This is a genomic window from Photobacterium sp. NCIMB 13483, assembly GCF_003025475.1.
GTDB classification, from domain to species: domain Bacteria; phylum Pseudomonadota; class Gammaproteobacteria; order Enterobacterales; family Vibrionaceae; genus Photobacterium; species Photobacterium piscicola.
In genome coordinates, this window is sequence record NZ_PYLV01000023.1 from 16,336 (window position 1) to 38,171 (window position 21,836).

The following is a 21,836-nucleotide window of genomic DNA, read 5'->3' on the forward strand; positions in this document are numbered from 1 at the left end:
GCAACAAAGGGAGGAGTTTGAATCATATCATCGTGCTATTGAGCCGTCTGAGAATGGTCGTTGATATAATATAGATAATAAAAAAGGCTCTGAGAGAGCCTTTTTGGACGCTATTATGACGGTAATTAGGGTTAGTTATGACTAATGATATGATGTAACTTATCCCGCATAATGACGAGTTCTTGGCGATAGGTATTAGATTGTGGACAACGTTCTAATACAAAATCAATGGTATTAATGACAGTTCGCCAACGGGGTGTTTTGGGTAACGTTTCAAGTTGAAGATATTTATCTAAGGTACGCGTTTGAAGTGTACTACGGTCTAAATAAACACGCCATAAACCACTTTCTTCAGCTAATTCAAATTTACTTTTACGTGATTCTTGTTCCCAAAACACCAAGGTTGCTTTCATGGCATCGACTAATAATTGACGAATTATTTCAGCTTTATTATGATCACCATCCCCTAATTTGTCGGCTAAACGGGTAAATTCTCCTCCTAACTCTCGCAGTTGTTGAAGGTTATTTTTATCGCCATTAAAGGCAAATTCAGACAACACATCAATAGCATTTTCAAGTAGGTTGATACGATGATCAGCCGATGGTCCTTGGCTATCAAAGACAAACATTTGTTTAAGCCCTGACTCAATCGGTAAATTGATAACATCGGTCATTAATTGTTGTTTGTGATCACCAATGTAATAGCTAAGTTGACCATTAAAATGATGATTATCCGCGACAGCTGCTGGCAATGGGGTCGCTAGAATATCGTCAATGGTATAGCGCTCTAATAGCTCTGGCGTGCGTTTAAATAGTTTGCCCGCAGCACTGTTGGCATAACGGATTCGACCTTCGTGCTGAACACAAATGATCGCCTCATTGGTTGAGTCTAGTAGCCCAAGTAAGCGACTTTGGGTTTCTATCAGTCCAATTTCGACTTGTTCACGACGATGAATTTCCTGTTCTAGTGCTTGGTTTTTCTGGCGCTCAATTTCGGTTTTTCCTGCTTGTAAATAAGCCCTAATTCTCGCTATAAGTTCTTCTTTATTAAATGGTTTGGTTAAATAATCATTGGCTCCACATTCAAAGCCTTTGAGGCGATCTTGTACTTGCCCCAGGGCTGACAACATAATGATGGGCAGCGCTAACATGGAATGTGTTTTACGTAATTTATTACACACTTCATAGCCACTCATTTCAGGCATCATAATATCAAGTAGCACTAAATCGGGCTGTTGTTCAGTGATCAATGCTAACGCTTGAGGGCCACTTTCCGCCGTTTGAACTCGATAACCAGCAAGACGTAAGAAATTGGTTAGTATTTGTAAATTAACCGGTTCATCATCGACAACTAGCAACAATTCGCCATCTGGATTTTCTGGTAAATCAGACGCATCATAATTTGCCATATTGAGTAATGGCGCTTTGAAATGATTTTTATTGGGATTCGCCGCCATTGCTGCAATTTGATTGGCATTGGCTAAATTGAGAGTGAAACTGAACGTTGTTCCTACCATTGGTTGGCTACTGACATACAAGCGCCCACCCATTAGTTCGATCAATTGGCGACTAATTGACAGCCCTAGCCCCGCACCTTGACGATAGTTAGCGGATCCAGTGTTGGCTTGAATGAGCGGTTCAAAAATATGCTCGAGTTGTTCGCTGGGAATACCTTGTCCAGTATCAACTACTTGAATCCGTAATTGATGTTCTAATATTGTGGCCGATAAAATAATTTTACCTTCAGAGGTGTATTTAATCGCATTGCCCACTAAGTTATATAGCACTTGTTCTAAACGTTGTTCGTCCGCATCAACCAGAGGTAGATCCGTTGGAATTTGATTAATAATTCGAATCGGTTTATTGCCTAATAAATGGCTCGATAATTCCAGTACTAATCGAATAGCTACAGACATATCAACCGCTTGGTGGTTAATATCAAGATCGCCATAACGCATCTTATGGTAATCAAGCAGATCATCAACCAGTGTGGTTAAACGTTGACCGCTGTTAATGATCATTTCTAATTGACGGCGTTGTGATTGATGTAATGCGCCATTGGCTCCCGCTAATAACGATTCAGCAATACCCACCATGCCATGCAGTGGTGTGCGTAATTCATGCGAGGTGGTTGCAAGGAATTCGTCTTTCATTTTATCCGCAGTTTGGAGTTCATTATTCTGTTGACGAATAATGGTTAGGTTATGTTCTAACTCTTTATTTTGCTGGCGAATAAGCCCAATTTTCTCGCGAATAGAGCGTTGCATACGGGCAAAGCTGATCGCTAATCGTCCAATTTCATCATGACGTTCAGTACCATCAATTTTTTGCTCTAAATCACCACCAGAGGCTTTTTCTGCCGCCCACGTTAAGCGTAATAATGGTGCGGTAATCGAGTTTGACAGCCAATGTGAGGAAATGATGACTAAAATAATGGCGGTAACCATGGCTGCGACAAAGATTTTTTCTAATTCAAAGATTCGCGCAAAGGCTTCTTTTTCAGGAAGCTCAACCACTAGTGCCCAATGGTGATCTAATATATTTAGCGGCGAAAATGCGCCTAATACAGGAATATTATCGTAATTAATAAAGCTACCAATACCTGATTTACCAGCAAGTGCTTGATCGATGCTTTGGCTTTGTAATTGTATTGGTAATTTCGGCTGAGTTTCAAAGCGTAATTTATGATCAGTGCCGACTAATAGGGTTTGAATATGCTTAGTATTGTCTTTAATCAGTTCAGTTATCTTTTGGTTACTTAGCTCCATAAAGACATAACTATGTAGGTAGCCTTGTTGGATAATTGGTGCTGCAAACCAAGCCGTTGTTTCATTACTGTGGCTATTAGCACTAAAGTCGGTAAAGACTACCGGGACTTGCTCTGGGTTATTAGGGCTTTGCTGGGTTTTTTCTTTAATGGCTTTAAAGGTTTGCTGTAAGGCGCTATGAGAGGTTTTTTTTGCTAATAGATTAACCCCAAAAAGGTTGTGGTTTTTAACTGAATAAACGACATCACCAGAGATATCAACCAGCATAATATCTTTAAAATCTGAACGTTTAAGATACTCATTATAAACGGCATTATAGCGTTTAAACATTAAACGATAGCGTTCATGTCCAAGGTAGCCACTATTGGCGGTTTGATCACTTTTAGTGGTAAGGGTTGAATTGAAATAATGAGCGCGACCTTGTGCATCAAGTTGTGAATCAATATTGCCAAGTTGATGGAATGCACCCACTAAACCGTAAAATCTTCCACCACTATTATTTGATAATTCAGAGCGAGCAAAGCTTTTTACTTCAGACTCTTTAGCGGCAAAGAAACTCTGTAATTGTTTTTGTTTATTATCACGCAACGAAGCCAGATGGCTGATGCTTTGCTCGGCTAAATCTTTAGTGTGAGAATTTAGAAAGTAAAGAGCTGACAATATCAAAGGGGTGATACTGAGCACTAAAAATGCCAGCATGAGTGTGTGCTGAAGACGTTTGAAACGTTTAGTATTCTGCATTCCGGTGCCTGAATAAGATGGTGGAATTTACGGTTTTAACGACAAAAATAGTCACGTTAAAATGAACATTAAGATTTTAACGATTATCCTTTATCGTTTTAACTCAACGTGATGAATTACCGTGTTTATACTATGTTTTTATTATGGATCAAGTAACTAGAAATAGAATCGTGTCAAAAAGCACAAAATTAACGAAATTAACGTCATAAAAAAGGGCAGTATTGACTGCCCTTTATAAAATTCAAAAATGAAGTGTAAAGTTGTGATATGTTATTTTTTTGCCGTATAGACATTGAATTTATTAGTGTGAGAACTGATCTCACACTGGCCAAGAGTGGCTTCAATCAAGGGTGGATATTGCAGAAAACAGTTCGCCACAATCACTAATTCACCACCATTATTTAAGTAACTCGGCGCTTGATTAATAAATGTTTCCGTTGCGGTATAAAATGTTTTTAAACCAGCATGGAAAGGGGGATTACTGATTAAATATTGGTAAGGACCAGTAATGTTTTTATAAACGTCAGTGGCGATAAAGTTGGCAGCAAGCTGGTTAACCTTGAAAGTTTCTTTCGCTGACTCAATGGCTAAGGCACTAATATCACACAGATCTAAGTCAATCTGAGGGTACTTGGCTTTCATTACTGCGCCAATAACGCCGGCACCACAACCAAAATCAAGTACTTTACCGTTAAGCGCGGGTAAGTTATTGAGTAGAAGTTCTGAACCTTTATCAAATTCACCATGGCTAAAGACGCCAGGTAAAGAGCGCACGGTAAGGCTAACACCAGCAATATTAATTGGGTAACTACGGAACCATTTATTGATGTCAAAAGCTGGGGCTGGGTTATCACAGCGTCCCCAGTAGAAGCTACAACGGCGGGCTGAATCATATTTAGTTAATGGGCCATATTGTGCAAACATTTTTTCTGCACTTCTGACACCACAACGGTTTTCACCGACGATACAAATTTCAATGCCTGCTGCAAACTTACTCAGTAGCATTGATAATAAATAATCCGCTTCTGCTTTTGCTTTGGGCCAATAAAGCAGAATCATATCAATATCGAGTTCAGCGTTAAGTTCTGCACCAAAATGACAATTAATCGCTTGATGGTGTTCAATGTCACCTAGGTAACCATAATTGGTGGTAAAGACTGTTACCGATTGAGCTGTTGTAAGCAATTCTGAGGCAAAAGTATCATTTAATTCACCAGCAATAAGGACTTTGCGGTTTTCAAAAAATTCAGATTGACGAGCAACCACTTGGCTCGCGGCGGAATAAGACATTTAACTGGCCTCAAAATAGACATCATGGTTCAGGAGCGCGGATTGTTCCATAAATAGTGGCAGATGGAAAGTCACTGCTAGAGAGAATAAGTATAATCATAGACTGCCGTTATTATTGTTAATAATACCGACAGCCTATGAGGGATTATTGATGGTTAATTATCATCTTGTTGTTGAAGGAATGACTGGAATTCAACTTCATACATTTTAAACAACACTAAAGTTACGCCAAAAATAATTGGACCGTAGATCATACCAATTAAGCCAAATAATTGAATACCGCCAATGATTGAAAAGAAAATCAATAAGGTGTTCATACTTGAGCTGCCTTGCATTAATAACGGACGCACGATGTTATCGATAGAGCCGACAACAATGACGCCCCAAGCTGCAAGGAACAATGACCATTCCCAATCACCGATTAACAGTAAATACAGTGATGCTGGAATCCAGATTAAAGCGGTACCAACCACGGGAATTAATGAGGCAAAGGCCATCATAGAACCCCAGAATAAGCCTTGGAAGCCACATAGCCACATTGCAAAACCACCGGCAACACCTTGTGCTAACGCGGTTAAAAATGATCCGAGTACGGCAGATTTGGCCACTTGTTCAACTTCTTCCATGATTGTGTCTTCTTGGCTGCGAGACAGTGGAATCACGTGACGGATTGCGGCAATCATCTTGTCGTTATCACGTAGAAGGAAGAAAAGTACAAACAGCATCATCATAAAATTCACTAAGATACTGGTCGCATCGCCGAGAATACGCGCACTGATATTCAGCGCTTGAGAACCGACTTGAGATGCAGTAGTCGCGATTTTCTGAATGATGACTTGGGGGTCAAAATCATGGAATGGTGAGTATTTATCAATTAAAGCCAGTGTTTTTTGGGCCATAGGATGAGCAAAGAGTTCTTTTGGCCCTCCGGTTGTTAGCCAAGTGTAGCTTTCTTTTGACACAGTGGTGCCTTGATGCACGATCGATGAAAACACCACTAATAGAGGAATAACGATAATGACCGTCATAATAAAACATGACAGCATTGCCGCTGTATTTTCACGCGTCGGCATTTTGGCAAGTAAGCGCTTATGCATAGGTGTGAATAATAAAGAGATGATAAACGCTAATACAATCGGACCAAGGTAGGGCTCGATTAATTTATAACTTGCGTAAGAAGCGACAAAGAGTGCCACTATTAGCATCCAGTGACGAGGTTCTACCTTTAATGGGTGAGGCACGATATGTATCCTTTTAAAATCGACCGATAAAAGCTATTTTCACTGTAATTGATAAAGATTATCATTATAATCATCACCATTATTTGATGATTATAGCTCTTATCAAGGAGATAGCTTATGGGATGTTGTAATTGTGGTTGTGATGACAAAAAAAAGCGTAAGCCACCATTAGTGCTAATTATTTTAGTACTTGTTGCTGGGCTTGCCGTTTATTTTTGGCAATAGATAGTTACTGATATTCATCATAAAAAAAGGCCACCATTCGTGACCTTTCTTTTCATAATAGCACTAATAAAATAATGTTTTTAATAACATTAGCTCATTTATTTTAAAACAATGCTATTTTGCTTCAGCAGCCAGAGTGGCAAACGCAAAATCTGCCGCTTCTAATGTTGCATCAATTTCTTTGGTATTGTGTGCGAGTGAGGTAAAACATGCTTCATAGGCTGAAGGTGCAAGGTACACGCCTTTATCAAGCATTAAATTAAAGAAGCGCTTGAAGCGTTCAATATCACACTTGGTCACATCGTCATAGCAAGTCACAGTATCTTGATCGATAAAGAAGAAACCAAACATTGCACCCACTTGGTTTACCGCCAGTGGAATACCGTGTTTATCAGCTAAAGCTTTAAAGCCTGTTGCTAAACGCTGAGTGGTTTTCGCTAAGCGTTTTTCATTACCATCTTCTGTTAGTACCGTTAAACAAGCATGACCTGCCGCCATGGCTACAGGGTTACCTGATAATGTTCCTGCTTGATATACAGGGCCAGTTGGCGCGACAAATTCCATTACATCACGACGCCCACCAAAGGCACCCACAGGCATACCACCACCGATAATTTTACCCAGTGTTGTGATATCAGGTTTGATGTTGTAATACCCTTGCGCACCACCTTGTGAAACACGGAAACCCGTCATGACTTCATCAAGGATCAGTAGCGCGCCAAATTCATCACAAATTTCACGAAGGCCTTCAAGGAAGCCTGGTACGGGCGGAATGCAATTCATGTTGCCAGCAACGGGCTCAACAATAATACAAGCGATCTGATCTGGTTGAGCCATGAATGCTTCACGAACTGAATTCAAATCGTTGTAAGTTGCAGTTAACGTATGTTTAGCAAAGTCAGCGGGAACACCTGGAGAGCTTGGTTGCCCAAGAGTTAATGCACCTGAGCCTGCTTTTACTAATAGGCAATCAGCATGACCGTGATAACAGCCTTCAAATTTCAGAATTTTGTCACGACCAGTAAAACCACGAGCAAGACGAATTGCACTCATGGTCGCCTCAGTGCCTGAACTTACCATACGTACCATTTCCATTGACGGTACGAGTTCTGACACTAACTCAGCCATGGTGATTTCCATTGCTGTTGGTGCGCCAAAGCTTAAGCCTTGTTGTGCTGCGTTAATTACAGCATCACGAATAGCGGCATGGTTATGTCCTAAAATCATTGGACCCCATGAACCAACATAATCGATATAAGCATTACCATCGGCATCAAAAATATACGCGCCATCGGCACGCTCAATAAATAGTGGTGTGCCACCAACACCAGCAAAAGCACGGACTGGTGAGTTGACACCCCCAGGGATTTTTTGTTGTGCTTTAGCAAATAAATCAGCTGACTTGTTCGTTTTGCTCATGTGAAATCCTATAAAAAAGTAAGGCGGTGATTCAATCCACAGAATTATCTGTCCTAATCAACCATAGGCAAGAGAAGTGTGGGGAGTGAAACTGCCTTATTGTACCTAAAGTGTTGCTGAATATAGAGTCATTTTACTGTTTTAAATGAAGCCAAATTTAAAATAAAACCCGTTGATTCTGAGAAACAAGTCACAGTTGCAAAGCTATTTTTCAACATTAGCAGTGTAAATCATAACCACATTCGATTAGGCTATAGTATTAATTCTATCTTCATCCTCTCGCTGTAATGGCGTTATCTTTATATAATACGGCTCTCTAATGACTGAAAAATCGCGCGGTCTTCATATGCCCTTCCACCTGCAACCGAGTGGTTTGGTTAGGCGTTTTTTGACCCAAGATAAAACACCTATTTCTGTTCTATTCCTTTCGGCTTTAGTCGGAACGCTTGCTGGCTTAGCCGGTACACTATTTGAAATTGGTGTGCGATGGGTGAGTGAACAACGAACAGTTTGGCTGCGTGATGAAATTACCAGTGTGCTGCCATTGTGGTTAGCGGCATTTCTTGTCAGCGGTATTTTAGCCTTTATTGGTTATTTCCTTGTATGTCGTTTTGCCCCTGAAGCTGGCGGTTCTGGTATTCCAGAAATTGAAGGCGCGATGGATGAAATGCGTCCTGTACGCTGGTGGCGAGTTATTCCGGTTAAGTTCTTTGGTGGTTTAGGTGCATTAGGCTCAGGTATGGTGCTAGGACGTGAAGGTCCGACTGTACAAATGGGCGGTAATATCGGTCGTATGATTTCAGATATTTTCCGTTTAAAAGATAAAGAAGGCCGTCACTCATTACTTGCTGCTGGTGCTGCTGGTGGTTTAGCTGCGGCATTTAATGCGCCTATGGCGGGCATTATGTTTGTTATTGAGGAGATGCGACCTCAATTTCGTTACAGTTTAATTTCAGTTAAATGTGTAATGATTTCAGCGATGATGTCGACGATCGTATTTCGCTTTATTTCAGGCCAAAGTGCGGTTATTACTATGCCGCAATATGATGCACCCGCGCTGACTTCATTATGGTTATTCTTAGTTCTAGGGCTACTCTTTGGTGGCTTTGGTGTCGTTTTTAACCGTTTAATTATTTTTACATTAGATTGGTTTGTCACTATTCACCATAATAATCGTACCCGTTATTTAATTACGGGAGGCTTATTAGGTGGTTGTTTCGGCTTATTGCTACTTTACTTCCCTGAGCTAACTGGCGGCGGTGTTTTCCTTATTCCTCCTGCGACTAATGGCGACTATAGTTTAAATATGCTATTGCTGTTGTTCTTTGCTCGTGTTGTAACAACACTGTTATGTTTTGGATCCGGTGCTCCCGGTGGTATTTTTGCACCGATGCTAGCATTAGGTACTTTATTTGGTACGTTTTTTGGCACCGTAGCTCTCGACCTTTATCCTCATTTAGGGATTGCACCGGGTTTATTTGCTATCGCAGGTATGGGGGCGTTATTTGCAGCAACTGTGCGCGCGCCTATTACTGGTATTTTATTGGTGATTGAAATGACCAATAACTACCACCTTATTTTACCCTTAGTTGTAACTACACTGGGTGCAACTATGATGGCTCAAATGTTAGGTGGTCAGCCGATTTACTCCCAATTGTTGCATCGTACGATTAAAAAAGAAAAATTAGGCCACGATTCACCACATGATGCTCCAGTTGAGACGGCTAATACTTGAACACAATAGTCAGGTATTAGATAATCACCTTTAATTAATGGAAGTGTTTGAGAGGTTTTGTAATGAGCGATGTTAATTTGCCGCTGACTTTTTCTGATGTGGCTGCTAATAAAGTAAAAACGCTTATCGCTGAAGAAGAAAATCCAGAATTAAAACTACGTGTATATATTACAGGTGGTGGTTGTAGTGGGTTTCAATATGGCTTTACATTTGATGAAAAAGTCAATGATGGTGATATGACTATTGAAAACAATGGTGTAACATTAGTTGTTGATCCAATGAGCTTACAGTATTTAGTGGGTGGTGTTGTTGATTACACTGAAGGCTTAGAAGGTTCGCGCTTCTTTGTGAATAACCCTAATGCCACCACAACATGTGGCTGTGGTGCGTCATTTAGCGTGTAATACTGTGATCTGTTTGTATTATAAAGAAAGCCGTCTATCTGACGGCTTTTTTTTTGAATATGGATAGCTATTACAGCCATTAATTAGCTTTGTGGTAATAAAATACCGTTGTTTGCTAATAAGTGACTGTAGCTTTTTACCTGTTCTAGTTTGTCACCTGCTTGCTGCTTAAACACGGTTTGTGTTGAGCCTGAAAGTGAATGCGCTTGGGGCAAATCAACAGTGCGTGGATTTTGATGCTGACCGTTAACTAAGAATTCATAATGCAAATGCGGGCCCGTCACTCGTCCTGTTCCGCCTAAGGTACCAATAGTTTGTCCTTGTTTAATGCGCTGGCCATTTTTCACCATGCGTTTCGTCATGTGCAAATATTTGGTGACATAGTTGCCATTATGACGAATAAAGACATAGTTACCATTAAATTGGTTATAACTTGATTCGATAACAACACCATCACCCGCTGCCCAAATAGGGGTGCCAATCGGAGCTACATAGTCGGTGCCACGGTGGGCTTTTACTTGTTTGGTTACCGGATGTAGCCGACGCGGATTAAAGTTAGAGCTGACGTAACGGAAGTTGATTGGTGAGCGAAGAAAAGCCTTTCGCATCGCCTGACCATCTTTATCATAATATTTACCGTTATCATGGCGGACTGCCGTAAATGTTTGTCCCATATTGGTAAACGTGGCAGCTAAAATATTACCGTGATCTATCGGGTTGCCATCAAGGTAATGTTGTTCAAATAACACTTCAAATTTATCCCCCGCACGAATATCAAGTGCAAAGTCGATATCCCAACCGAACAGCGCTGCTATTTCCATGATTTGATTGGCTGTTAATCCTGCTTTATCTGCGGCACTCCAGAAACTAGAGTCAATGGTTGCTTGCGCATAATTGGTTTGAGTTTCTATCTGTTGTTTCGTTATTGTGGCAGTAAAGTCATTGTTATCACGATTACGTTTGATGATTAAGGTTTCAAGGTTGGTTAATGGTTGGTGTAATTCCATTAATTTACCCGCATCATCAAAACCAAAATTCAATTTATCCCCAGGGCGCAGTGACGTCAGTTTTTTGGTTTTACTGTTGGTTGTAACAATTTGATGTAATAGAGCACTGTCTAAACCAACACTATCAAATGCGATAGCTAAACTTTCACCATTTTCGACGATATGGTTTTTCCATACTAACGCTGAGTGTGGTAGGTGTTTAGCCGTAGTCGCTGATGATGGTGATAAAGCGAGCGGATAGTGCTGACCTAATTGATATTTAAATTCAGTTTTAGCAGGTGGCTCTGCATAAATTTCAGGAGCCACAATAAGCGCAATAACCGCACTACTGATTATCCCTATCAGTATTTTATTTATTCTTGGCATACGAGGTAATGAGCTTCCATTCATGATGGTACTAGATAAAAAATAAATAATATTAAGTGTAACGGCTTTCAATATCAGGTGCTATTGAAGACCAAATATTCAATATTGTTTTTATAAAATTTGTCGAAGTAACCCAAAATGGTTACTTTTACAACAAGCTACAATGAACCTTTATCTTGCTGCAAAACATATTCTTATCTACTGAGAGTTGATTTTTCTAAATTAGTTCATTTTTGTAAGCTTAATTTTTAGCTTTGATCGTTAGAGTCTCTGTTAAATTCGGTCTATCATCACAAATTCAAATTCTTTTTTCTGACATAGACTGGCCATGGAATCGATTCAACATATTATTACTGAACTCACGCCATTGCTGCAGCAATATGGCTATTATATTTTAGCGCTGGCAATTGCGGTTGAAGGGATGGGGATTCCCGCACCAGGACAGTCATTATTGGTTGTGGCAAGTTTATTAGCGGCATCAGGAAAAATGTCATTACCCGCGGTATTGATGGTTGGCTGGAGCGCCAGCTTTATTGGTAATAGCATTGGTTATTTTATTGGGCGTCAATTTGGACACGTTGTCACTCGAAAACAATGGATTAAGCCTAAAACATTAACCAAATTACATGGTTTTATCGATCGCTATGGTATGTTAGGGCTGATCATTAGCCGTTTTGTGGAAGGTATTAAGCAATTTATGTGTATTGGCTGTGGTATTGCAGCAATGCCCGCTAAATTGTTCTTTACGGGTAACTTTCTTGCTGTGACCGTGTGGTTACTTGTGTTTGGTGTTGCGCCTGCTTATTTACGTGACGAAGTCGCACCTATTTTGGCGTTTTATCATAAATATCAAACTCAATGTTGGATTGTTGCTGCGGTTATCGTTATTGCTATTGTCTGGCTGGTTTACCGCCGTTTTCAACGTAGTCGAGTTGTTATTGAAGAATAGTTGTTATCTCAATATCATGACTATTAAGCAATAACGCTATGTTTAATAAATGATAAACAAAAGATATAAAAAAACCGCCATGTTACATAGTGGCGGTTTTTTATTATCAGTGGTGTCATTACGTTAGGTTAATTACGCAGAGCAAAAGTGGGTAAAGAAAGATTCCAACGAATAGCGGCTAAGCGAATCGAAAGGGTGGTAATAATACCCATAATGGCAGCCATCGACGGTAGGACTCCCAGTGATAAACTAAGGGTATGAATGGTACCGCCAATAATACAAGCAGTAGCATAAACTTCCGTTCTGAAAATCATCGGCACTTCACGACCTAAAACATCTCGAATAACGCCACCGCCACATCCAGTGATCACACCCATAATAACCGCGACTAGTGGTGATGCACCATAACGTAATGATTTTTCAACACCAATAGCAACGAATACCGCAAGGCCGATAGCATCGGCAACAGGTAGAAAATACCATGGCATTCGACGTGGGCGTTGAGATGCGATCATGGTGATGATACAGGTGATAAAAATTACCCATAAATAGTTGGTGTCATGAATCCAAAAAACAGGGGTTGCCCCTAATGCCATATCTCGAATAGTACCACCACCAATGGCTGTTACACTTGCAAGTACCACGACGCCAAAAGGATCCATACGTAGTCGTCCTGCCATAAGTACACCTGATGCAGCAAAAATGGCAGTGCCAAACATATCGAGAAAATAAATGAGCATCTCTGTACCTACAAGAATAATGAAGTTGAGTTAAGCGGCAGAGATTGTACGAATAAATTCGTCAGTAACAACCATAATGAAATGCTTTGTGAGATTATTCACAGGGTTTATCGCAATAGTGTGATTAGTGATCGCCTCGTACTTGATCGAATAAGGTACAGACTTGTTTTATGGCAAGTAACGTTCGTGGTGTGGGTCTATTTAGCCAGTTAGTGTTTAGTTGATAAATGTGTTGTTGCTTAAATGCAACCAGTTGATGTTGCCATTGTGCCCATAATTGTTGAGTGTCAGCGATTGGTTGAGCACTAAATATCACTTGAGGCTGACGAACAATCACTTGCTCTTGGTTAACTTGCGGGTAGGCCACACTGCTATTTGCAAAAATATTGTCGCCACCACAAAATTGAAAAATTTGACTTGGCCAGCCACTATCGGCAACGGTCATTAATGGCGTTGAACCTAATTGATAAAAATAGCGTACTTTAGGTTTATTGTGATTGGTTAGTTGCAGTTGTTGTAATTGATGTCTAAATTCAGCGGCAGCTTGCTGTGCAATCTGTGGTGAATCGGCATATTGCCCCAGTCGTTCTAATGTCTTGGGAATATCGACCAATGTTTTTGGGTTTGAATAGAGTATTTTAATCCCAAGTTGTTCTAAACGTGCTAATTCTCGGCTTGGATTTCCTCCTTGCCAAGCTAAAATCAAATCAGGTTTTAGCGCTAAAATACGCTCCATTTTAAGACCGCGATAATTTGCTACACGCTCTAATTTTTCAGCTGCGGGAGGGTAGTCACTGTAAGCACTGACTGCTATAAGCTTGTTTCCTAATCCAGCCGCATAAGCCATTTCAGTGGTATGCGGTGATAAGCTAATAATCCGTTGGGTTTGTTGCGCTAACGTGGCTGCAATACTTGGCGTAATGGTGCTGATAATCAACATAAATAGACATAAGATGCGCACTATAAAATTCCACTAAAAAAGTATAATAATAAGCTTTCAAGTACGACCCATACATAAAGTCGCTGAGTGATGAGTTGTTGTATTTGTGCAATGTGTAGCGCGGCGGGTGTAATTCTACCACCAAGGCGAGGTCGTTCCATTTTGACATTATTGTAAATTGCTGGACCACCGAGAGATAAGGCGAGCTTATAACCGATAACCACTAATAACCAACCGGGACCGGGTAAGTGCCAGTTTTCACCTTGCTGCCGTAATCCTTTTATTGCCACACGGCTATTACGCCCCATACTTAATAATAAAGCAAATAAGCGCAGCGGTAGAATATCAAGTATTGCTGCAATACGTATTGCTGGATATCCAAATACCGCATACTGAGTACGTGTCGGTGACCATGCTCGTGCAAGGCCAATGGCTAATCGATATAAAATAGCAGCAATGCCACCACCGATCGCATACCAAAACAAAACTCCAACCACATGCCTGCCATAGCTTAAAATGATGGTTTCAGCGCCAGCTTTGCCTAAACCAAGCAGGGATAATACAGTGGTATTTCGATTAAGATAAGGGGCGAGCAATTGACGACATTGAGCTTTATCGTTGTGACCATAAGCATAATTAAATTGATGGCTAAGTTGGCTGGTATGCTGCCAATCAAGGGCAAGCCATAATAATGTTAATTGAAATAAAGTGGGATACCACACTAATTGGCTGGTCGCGAATAATAACACCACTACAGTAAGCCACATTAATGCCCAAGCTAAATAACCCGCTAATAATCGCTGAGCGTAATTATCATGAGGATGGTTGACCCGTGCTGCTATTAATAGGGCTAAACGGTGCCAGATACGCAATGGGTGCATAGGATAGGGGATGGGTAATAACCAATGTAATACTAATGCTCCCCACAAAGCTAGCAGGGAGCTATTGGTTGTCAATGAGGCGATAAATGCCGAAGTTGTCATCAGTAGTTATCATCTCATTGATGTTATTAGTTTAACAATTCAACCATTTTAGCGACCATTACGGAAGAACTCTGTGCTGCAAGTGGCAGGAACTCATCAAAGCTCATTGGTGATTCTTTGTCGGCAACATCAGAAATTGCGCGTACAACCACAAATGGCACCTTAAATTGGTGACAAGCTTGCGCAATGGCAGCGGCTTCCATTTCAACTGCAACTACAGTTGGGAAATGAGTACGAATAAAGTTTTGCTTGTCAGCTGAACATACAAAAGCATCGCCAGTACAAATTAAACCACGAACCGCGTGTGGTGGTTGTGGCAATGCTGCTAGTGCTTGTTCTGCAACAGACATTAATTTTTCATCAGACAGGAAAGCGGCAGGTTGTTGTGCCATTTGACCAATTTCGTAACCAAATGCAGTTACATCAGCATCGTGGTAACGTACTTCTGTTGAAATAACTACATCACCCACGTTCAAGCTTGATTCGAAACCGCCAGCAGAACCAGTATTAATCACTACATCAGGCTTAAAGGTGTCAAGTAAAACAGCCGTACCTATTGCTGCAGATACTTTACCAATACCTGATTGCAGTAATGCCACATCTGCACCGTTAAGTTTGCCAGTGTAGATAGTACAACCTGCTGTATTATGGATTTCACAGTCAGTAAGTTGATCTTTAAGGATGGCAACTTCTTGTTCCATCGCGCCAATAATGCCGATTTTCATGAATGGTATCTCTTTTTGATGGGGTGCACTTGCCGTGCTGATATGGCTAAGATTGTAGCATGAGCCATAATCATTATTCCAAAACTCTCGCCAAAACTCGGCTAATCACAAAAAGACCCCACCGTTGTAAATACAACTGTGGGGTTAATTACGCGTATTTATGGGGCGGTTGGTTATAGATTTAAATAATCGAGAATACCATCAGCGGCTTTTCGGCCTTCATCAATGGCGGTGACTACCAAATCAGAACCACGTACCGCGTCACCGCCAGCAAAGATTTTAGGGTTGGTAGTTTGGAAAGCAAACTCAGTGTTAGCGGCTTTAATTCGGCCCCATTGATCGAGCTCGACATCATAAGGCGAGAGCCAAGGCATGGCGTGTGGTTGAAAACCAAATGCCATAATCACCGCATCAGCCGCTAAGACATGTTCACTGTCGGCAACGGGTTCAGGGCGTCGACGACCCGCAGCATCAGCGTCACCTAAGGCGGTTTTTACGACTTTAACGCCAACCACGTTACCTGAACTATCGACCTCAATGCCTAATGGTTGCAGGTTAAACATAAACTTAACCCCTTCCTCTCGTGCATTTTTCACTTCACGTTTGGAGCCTGGCATATTGGCTTCGTCACGGCGGTAAGCGCAGATAACGTTATTAGCGCCTTGGCGAATTGAGGTACGGACACAATCCATTGCGGTATCACCACCACCAAGGACGACAACTCGCTTGCCTTGCATATCAATAAAAGGCTGTGATTGGTTAAGTTCCATTACTCTATAAGTATTAGAGACTAAGAATGGCAGTGCGTCGTAAACACCATTAGCATCTTCATTTTCAAGTCCAGCACGCATATTTTTATAGGTGCCGACCCCTAAGAAAACCGCATCATAATCAGCGAGTAGGGTGTCAATGCTGATATCTTTACCGACTTCAGTATTAAGTTGGAAATCAACCCCCATTTCAGTAAAGACACGACGGCGATTGACCATAATATCTTTTTCTAATTTGAACGAAGGAATACCAAACGTCAGTAAGCCGCCAATTTCAGGGTAGCGATCAAATACCACTGGTTTTACGCCGTTACGTACTAGAACATCAGCACATGATAATCCTGCAGGACCTGCACCAATGATGGCGACTTTTTTATCTGTTAGTTCAACGCCTGACATATCGGGTTTCCACCCCATTTCAAACGCTTTATCAGTAATGTATTTTTCAACATTACCAATTGTGACTGCACCAAAATCGTCATTAAGGGTACATGCCCCTTCACATAAGCGATCTTGAGGACAAACGCGACCGCAGACTTCTGGCAGGGTATTGGTTTGATGTGATAACTCTACCGCTTCAATAATTCGGCCTTCATTAGCAAGCTTTAACCATTGTGGAATGTAGTTATGTACGGGACATTTCCACTCACAATAAGGGTTACCACAATCGAGGCAACGGTCTGCTTGTGCTCCCGCTTGCTGCTCGGTAAAGGGCTCATAAATTTCGACAAACTCGATTTTTCGAATTTGAATCGCTTTTTTAGGTGGGTCGATACGCTCGACATCAATAAATTGGTAAACATTCTGGCTCATTTGGTTTCCCTCCCTTATTGTGCCTGAAGACGTAGTTCAGATTCTGAACGACTTTGATGACCTAACAGCGTATTGATATCCGCTGACTTTGGCTTTGCAAGGTAGAATTTTGGAATCCATTGGTCAAAGTTAGCCAAAATTTCATGCGCACGAGTTGAGCCTGTTTCTTGCAGGTGACGATCAATTAATCCGCGTAAATGTTCTTGATGGATTTTGAGTTGATCAAGTGCGACTGCTTCAATTAACTCAGGGTTTACGCGTCCTGCAAAATCACCATCTTCATCTAAGATATACGCAAAGCCACCCGTCATTCCGGCGCCGAAATTGACGCCAGTCTTACCTAAAATAGCGATAATTCCGCCAGTCATATATTCACAAGCGTTATCACCAGCCCCTTCTACTACCGCTATCGTCCCTGAGTTACGGACCGCAAAACGTTCTCCTGCTTTACCTGCTGCAAATAATTTGCCACCTGTAGCGCCATATAGGCAAGTGTTGCCAATAATGGTGGCATCATTGGATTTAAATGACGAGCCAAGTGGCGGACGAATAGCTATTTTGCCTCCGGCCATACCTTTACCAACGTAGTCGTTAGCGTCACCGGTTAAATTAAGGTTTACACCGCCAGCATTCCAAACGCCAAAAGATTGCCCTGCAGTACCGACAAAATTGAGTGTAATCGGTGCTGATGCCATGCCTTGATTACCATAGCGATGAGCGATTTCACCGGATAAGCGCGCGCCAATTGATCGATCTGTATTACAAATTGGGAAGTGATAATTACCGCCGCTGCGCGTTTCTATTGCACTTAGCGTATGATCCAATAATTGTTGGCTTAACTGCGCATCATCAAATGGGGTATTGGCTTCACTACAATATAAGGTTTTACCTGCTTGTGGTGTCGGTGCGACCAATAGTGGACTTAAATCCAGTTTTGATTGTTTAGCGGTAAAACCATCCAGTTGTTGCAATAAATCAGTGCGACCGATTAAATCGGTTAATTGTTTGATTCCAAGTTGGGCTAATAATTGTCGAACTTCTTCGCCAACACCAATAAAGTAATTCATTACCTGTTCTGGTAAGCCTTTAAAGAAATCACGACGCAGTTTTTCATCTTGTGTCGCCACACCTGTTGCGCAGTTGTTTAGATGACAAATACGCAGGTATTTACACCCAAGTGCCACCATTGGCGCGGTACCAAAACCAAAGCTTTCTGCGCCTAAAATCGTTGCTTTAACCACATCGAGCCCTGTTTTTAAGCCGCCATCCACTTGCAGACGGATCTTATGTCGTAAACCGTTAGTGACCAATGCTTGTTGGGTTTCAGCTAGACCCAGCTCCCACGGGCTACCTGCATATTTGACTGACGTCAGTGGACTTGCGCCCGTACCACCGTCATAACCTGAGATCGTGATTAAATCGGCATAAGCTTTGGCAACACCTGTCGCGATAGTGCCAACGCCGGGTTCTGATACCAGTTTGACAGACACCAACGCTTTGGGATTGACCTGCTTGAGATCGAAAATTAGTTGCGCCAGATCTTCAATCGAATAAATATCGTGATGTGGAGGTGGGGAAATTAAGGTCACGCCAGGTACGGCAAAGCGTAACTTGGCAATTTCAGTGGTAACTTTATGCCCCGGAAGTTGACCGCCTTCACCGGGTTTTGCCCCTTGCGCGATTTTAATTTGGATCACATCGGCATTGACTAAATAATGCGGAGTGACGCCAAAGCGACCAGACGCCACTTGCTTAATACGTGAGTTACGCTCAGTACCAAAACGACGTGGATCTTCACCACCTTCACCTGAGTTAGAACAACCGCCTAACCTGTTCATTGCAATTGCTAATGCTTCGTGTGCCTCTGGGCTTAGGGCGCCAATCGACATCGCTGCTGAGTCAAAGCGCTTATACAATTCCGTTGCGGCTTCTACGTTCTCAATCGCAATTGGATTATGGTTATCCGTTAAGGCCAATAAGTCACGAATAGCGGCTACAGGGCGATGATTTACTTGCTCTGCAAAAGCGAGATAATCTTGATAATCGCCAGATTTAACCGCTTTTTGTAAAGTTGAAACGACATCCGGGTTATAAGCGTGGAACTCGCCACCGTGAACATATTTAAGTAAGCCGCCGTGATCAATCGGTTTGCGTTTTAGCCATGCTGTACGCGCAAGGTTGTGCAGATCTTGTTGAATATCACTAAAATCAGCGCCAGCAATACGGCTTGAAACCCCTTTGAAACACAACTCAATAATGTCATCACCTAAGCCAATAGCTTCAAATAACATTGAACAACGGTAAGAGGAAATGGTTGAGATACCCATTTTGGACATGATCTTAAACAGGCCTTTATCGATACCATTACGGTAGTTGATCATCACCTCGCGATAAGGCTTGTTAATGACATTACTATCGACCATTTTTGCCAATGATTCATAGGCAAGGTAGGGGTAAACCGCCGTAGCACCAAAACCAAACAACACCGCAAATTGATGCGGATCGCGTGCGGTAGCGGTTTCAACCACAATATTGGTATCACAACGTAAATTGTTATCGACTAATCGGCGTTGAACGGCACCTACCGCCATTGCGGCTGGAATCGGCAGAGTCTCTTTGCTGATGCTGCGATCGGATAACACAATCAGTACCGCCCCTTGTTCAACTAACTGCTGCGCTTTATCACATAAGCTAATAATCGCTTGCTCAAGATCGGTTTGTTGTGGATCAAAATTAATATCGAGCTGATTGCTGGCGTAGTATTGCTGATCGAGATCCAATAATTGTTTTAAATCAGAATACAGCAACACTGGTGACTTAAATGCCACTCGTTGAGCATGACTGTCGGTTTCACAGAACACATTAATTTCACGACCAATACAGCTCGCAAGCGACATTACATGCTTTTCACGTAAAGGATCGATCGGTGGGTTAGTGACTTGCGCAAACATTTGACGGAAATAGTCGGTGATAGGACGCTGCTGTGACGACAATACTGCCATTGGTGCATCATCACCCATTGAGCCTGTGGCTTCTTGACCATTTTCACCAATAACTCGCAGCACTTGATCGAGCTCTTCTCGGCTGACATTAAATTGTTTGTGGTGAGTATTAAGCTGATTATCATCCAAACTACGTTGGCTTATATGGCTATCATCTAACTGCTCAATGGGCACTAAATGTTGAACATGAGTATCCATCCATTGCTTATACGGATGGCGGCTCATCAGTTCGTTATCAATATCTTGTGAATGCCAAATTTTGGCAAATTTAGTATCGATAACCAATAGTTCACCGGGGCCAACGCGGCCTTTTTCTGCCACTTCATCTGGGGTGTAATCCCAAATGCCGACTTCAGAAGCGATGGTGATCAGTTTATCTTTGGTGATCACATAACGCGCAGGGCGAAGGCCATTACGATCAAGATTACACGCCGCGTAACGACCATCTGACATTACAATACCTGCAGGACCATCCCATGGTTCCATATGCTTGGAGTTAAAATCATAAAAAGCACGTAATGCGGGATCCATATCTGGGTGGTTTTGCCATGCTGGTGGCACGAGCATTCGCATCGCACGGAAGAGATCCATCCCGCCGGCTAAAAATAGCTCCAGCATATTATCAAGGCTTGATGAATCAGATCCGGTTTCATTAACAAATGGCGCCGCTGTTTTTAAATCGGGCAGCAGTGGCGAGCTAAATTTATAAGCGCGTGCACGTGCCCATTGGCGGTTACCGGTAATGGTATTAATTTCACCATTATGGGCTAAGTAACGGAATGGTTGTGCTAATGGCCATCGCGGTTGAGTATTGGTTGAGAAACGCTGGTGGAATAAGCAGATCGAGGACTCTAATCGAATATCGCCTAAATCTTGATAAAATTTAGGCAGATCAGCGGGCATAAATAACCCTTTGTAGACCGTGACTTGGGTTGAGAGGCTACAAATATAGAACTCTTTATCATCGGTAATACGTTTTTCAATTCGACGCCGAGCAATATAAAGCCGACGTTCAATGTCCCGTGGTTTCCATCCCGCAGGGGCATTGATAAACACTTGTTCAATGGTTGGCAATGATTGTTGTGCTATTGGCCCGAGGACAGTTGAGTTAATCGGTACTTCACGCCAACCCGCAATGGATAAGGTTTCGGTGATCAACTCTTCGTTGATAATTTCACGTGCATGTTGAGCAAGGATAGGATCTTGACTGAGGAATATCATTCCTACCGCAAATTCACGCGATAGATTCCACTGCTTTTCTGCGGCAATAATACGATAAAAATTATCAGGCTTTTTAATTAATAAGCCACAGCCATCGCCAGTTTTTCCATCCGCGGCAATTCCTCCTCGGTGAGTCATACGATCGAGGGCAGATATTGCGGTACGAACAAGTTTATGGCTAGTTTCGCCTTCAATGTGGGCGATAAGACCGAAGCCACAGTTATCTTTTTCTAGTGATGGGTTATACAGTGACATTGCAATTCTCCCTTGCTCCTGTTTGCTGTAAACAGTTTTACTGCAAAATGAAAATCAATCTTGATTACTCATTTTGCCTCCTACGATATTTCAAACTAACGATAATTTACAAAAAGGTCAAATATTGCTAACAAATGACACTTATAACCATTAACTGGTTTTTATTAATCTTAACTATCTGAAATAAAGTTATATTCATTACAGCTGTAAGTTTTTTTGAGTAATAATTAAGGGTTAATAAT

Annotated in this window: 14 protein-coding genes; 3 read left to right on the forward strand and 11 right to left on the reverse strand. The window is 41.7% G+C overall.

Annotated features, from left to right (window positions below):
* Positions 1 to 131: 131 nt before the first annotated feature.
* The 4 genes from C9I86_RS15775 to hemL all read right to left on the reverse strand — a co-directional run bounded on the left by C9I86_RS15775 (position 132) and on the right by hemL (position 7,684).
* Entirely contained in the window at positions 132 to 3,509 is a 3,378-nt protein-coding gene (locus tag C9I86_RS15775; RefSeq protein WP_199190810.1) for a response regulator, read from the reverse strand.
* 270 nt (positions 3,510 to 3,779) lie between these two features.
* Complete coding sequence (gene rsmC / locus C9I86_RS15780; RefSeq protein ID WP_080158513.1) at positions 3,780 to 4,799, reverse strand: 16S rRNA (guanine(1207)-N(2))-methyltransferase RsmC; 1,020 nt, start codon at positions 4,797 to 4,799, stop codon at positions 3,780 to 3,782.
* Positions 4,800 to 4,954: 155 nt separating this feature from the next.
* Positions 4,955 to 6,040, reverse strand: a complete 1,086-nt coding sequence (locus C9I86_RS15785; RefSeq protein ID WP_080158512.1) for an AI-2E family transporter — start codon at positions 6,038 to 6,040, stop codon at positions 4,955 to 4,957.
* Between the two features lie 339 nt (positions 6,041 to 6,379).
* Positions 6,380 to 7,684, reverse strand: a complete 1,305-nt coding sequence (hemL, locus tag C9I86_RS15790; protein WP_080158511.1) for a glutamate-1-semialdehyde 2,1-aminomutase — start codon at positions 7,682 to 7,684, stop codon at positions 6,380 to 6,382.
* Positions 7,685 to 8,030: 346 nt separating this feature from the next.
* Between hemL and clcA the strand changes: the two genes are divergently transcribed.
* Together clcA and erpA are read left to right on the forward strand one after the other, a co-directional pair.
* Positions 8,031 to 9,419 carry a H(+)/Cl(-) exchange transporter ClcA gene (gene clcA / locus C9I86_RS15795; RefSeq protein ID WP_369926012.1) on the forward strand — a complete coding sequence of 463 codons (1,389 nt, stop codon included), beginning with the start codon at positions 8,031 to 8,033 and terminating at the stop codon, positions 9,417 to 9,419.
* A 62-nt stretch (positions 9,420 to 9,481) separates the two neighbouring features.
* Positions 9,482 to 9,823, forward strand: coding sequence for an iron-sulfur cluster insertion protein ErpA (gene erpA, locus C9I86_RS15800; RefSeq protein WP_045036017.1), 342 nt, complete (start codon positions 9,482 to 9,484; stop codon positions 9,821 to 9,823).
* An 83-nt stretch (positions 9,824 to 9,906) separates the two neighbouring features.
* Here the strand turns inward: erpA and C9I86_RS15805 are convergent, their stop codons facing one another.
* Complete coding sequence (locus C9I86_RS15805; RefSeq protein WP_107276912.1) at positions 9,907 to 11,220, reverse strand: peptidoglycan DD-metalloendopeptidase family protein; 1,314 nt, start codon at positions 11,218 to 11,220, stop codon at positions 9,907 to 9,909.
* A 304-nt stretch (positions 11,221 to 11,524) separates the two neighbouring features.
* On the opposite strand from C9I86_RS15805, the gene C9I86_RS15810 reads away from it, so the two are divergent.
* The gene (locus C9I86_RS15810) at positions 11,525 to 12,145 is read left to right on the forward strand and encodes a DedA family protein (RefSeq protein WP_080158509.1); all 621 of its coding nucleotides are present in this window, start codon (positions 11,525 to 11,527) and stop codon (positions 12,143 to 12,145) included.
* Positions 12,146 to 12,273: 128 nt separating this feature from the next.
* Here C9I86_RS15810 and C9I86_RS15815 read toward each other — a convergent pair whose 3' ends face one another.
* The 6 genes from C9I86_RS15815 to gltB all read right to left on the reverse strand — a co-directional run bounded on the left by C9I86_RS15815 (position 12,274) and on the right by gltB (position 21,594).
* Positions 12,274 to 12,885 (reverse strand): trimeric intracellular cation channel family protein, encoded by a 612-nt coding sequence (locus C9I86_RS15815; protein ID WP_080158508.1) that lies wholly within the window; start codon positions 12,883 to 12,885, stop codon positions 12,274 to 12,276.
* A gap of 124 nt (positions 12,886 to 13,009) precedes the next feature.
* On the reverse strand, positions 13,010 to 13,846 hold the full coding sequence (gene btuF, locus C9I86_RS15820) for a vitamin B12 ABC transporter substrate-binding protein BtuF (protein WP_107276895.1): 837 nt from the start codon (positions 13,844 to 13,846) through the stop codon (positions 13,010 to 13,012).
* The gene (locus tag C9I86_RS15825; protein WP_107276896.1) at positions 13,846 to 14,808 is read right to left on the reverse strand and encodes a cobalamin biosynthesis family protein; all 963 of its coding nucleotides are present in this window, start codon (positions 14,806 to 14,808) and stop codon (positions 13,846 to 13,848) included. Before C9I86_RS15825 ends, btuF begins: the two co-directional genes overlap by 1 nt.
* Before the next feature lie 26 nt (positions 14,809 to 14,834).
* Positions 14,835 to 15,533, reverse strand: coding sequence for a 5'-methylthioadenosine/S-adenosylhomocysteine nucleosidase (mtnN, locus tag C9I86_RS15830; protein WP_080158505.1), 699 nt, complete (start codon positions 15,531 to 15,533; stop codon positions 14,835 to 14,837).
* 173 nt (positions 15,534 to 15,706) lie between these two features.
* A complete protein-coding gene (locus C9I86_RS15835; protein WP_080158504.1) occupies positions 15,707 to 17,116 on the reverse strand; it encodes an FAD-dependent oxidoreductase in 1,410 nt (469 codons plus the stop codon).
* 14 nt (positions 17,117 to 17,130) lie between these two features.
* The gene (gene gltB, locus C9I86_RS15840) at positions 17,131 to 21,594 is read right to left on the reverse strand and encodes a glutamate synthase large subunit (RefSeq protein WP_107276897.1); all 4,464 of its coding nucleotides are present in this window, start codon (positions 21,592 to 21,594) and stop codon (positions 17,131 to 17,133) included.
* Between the last annotated feature and the right edge of the window lie 242 nt (positions 21,595 to 21,836).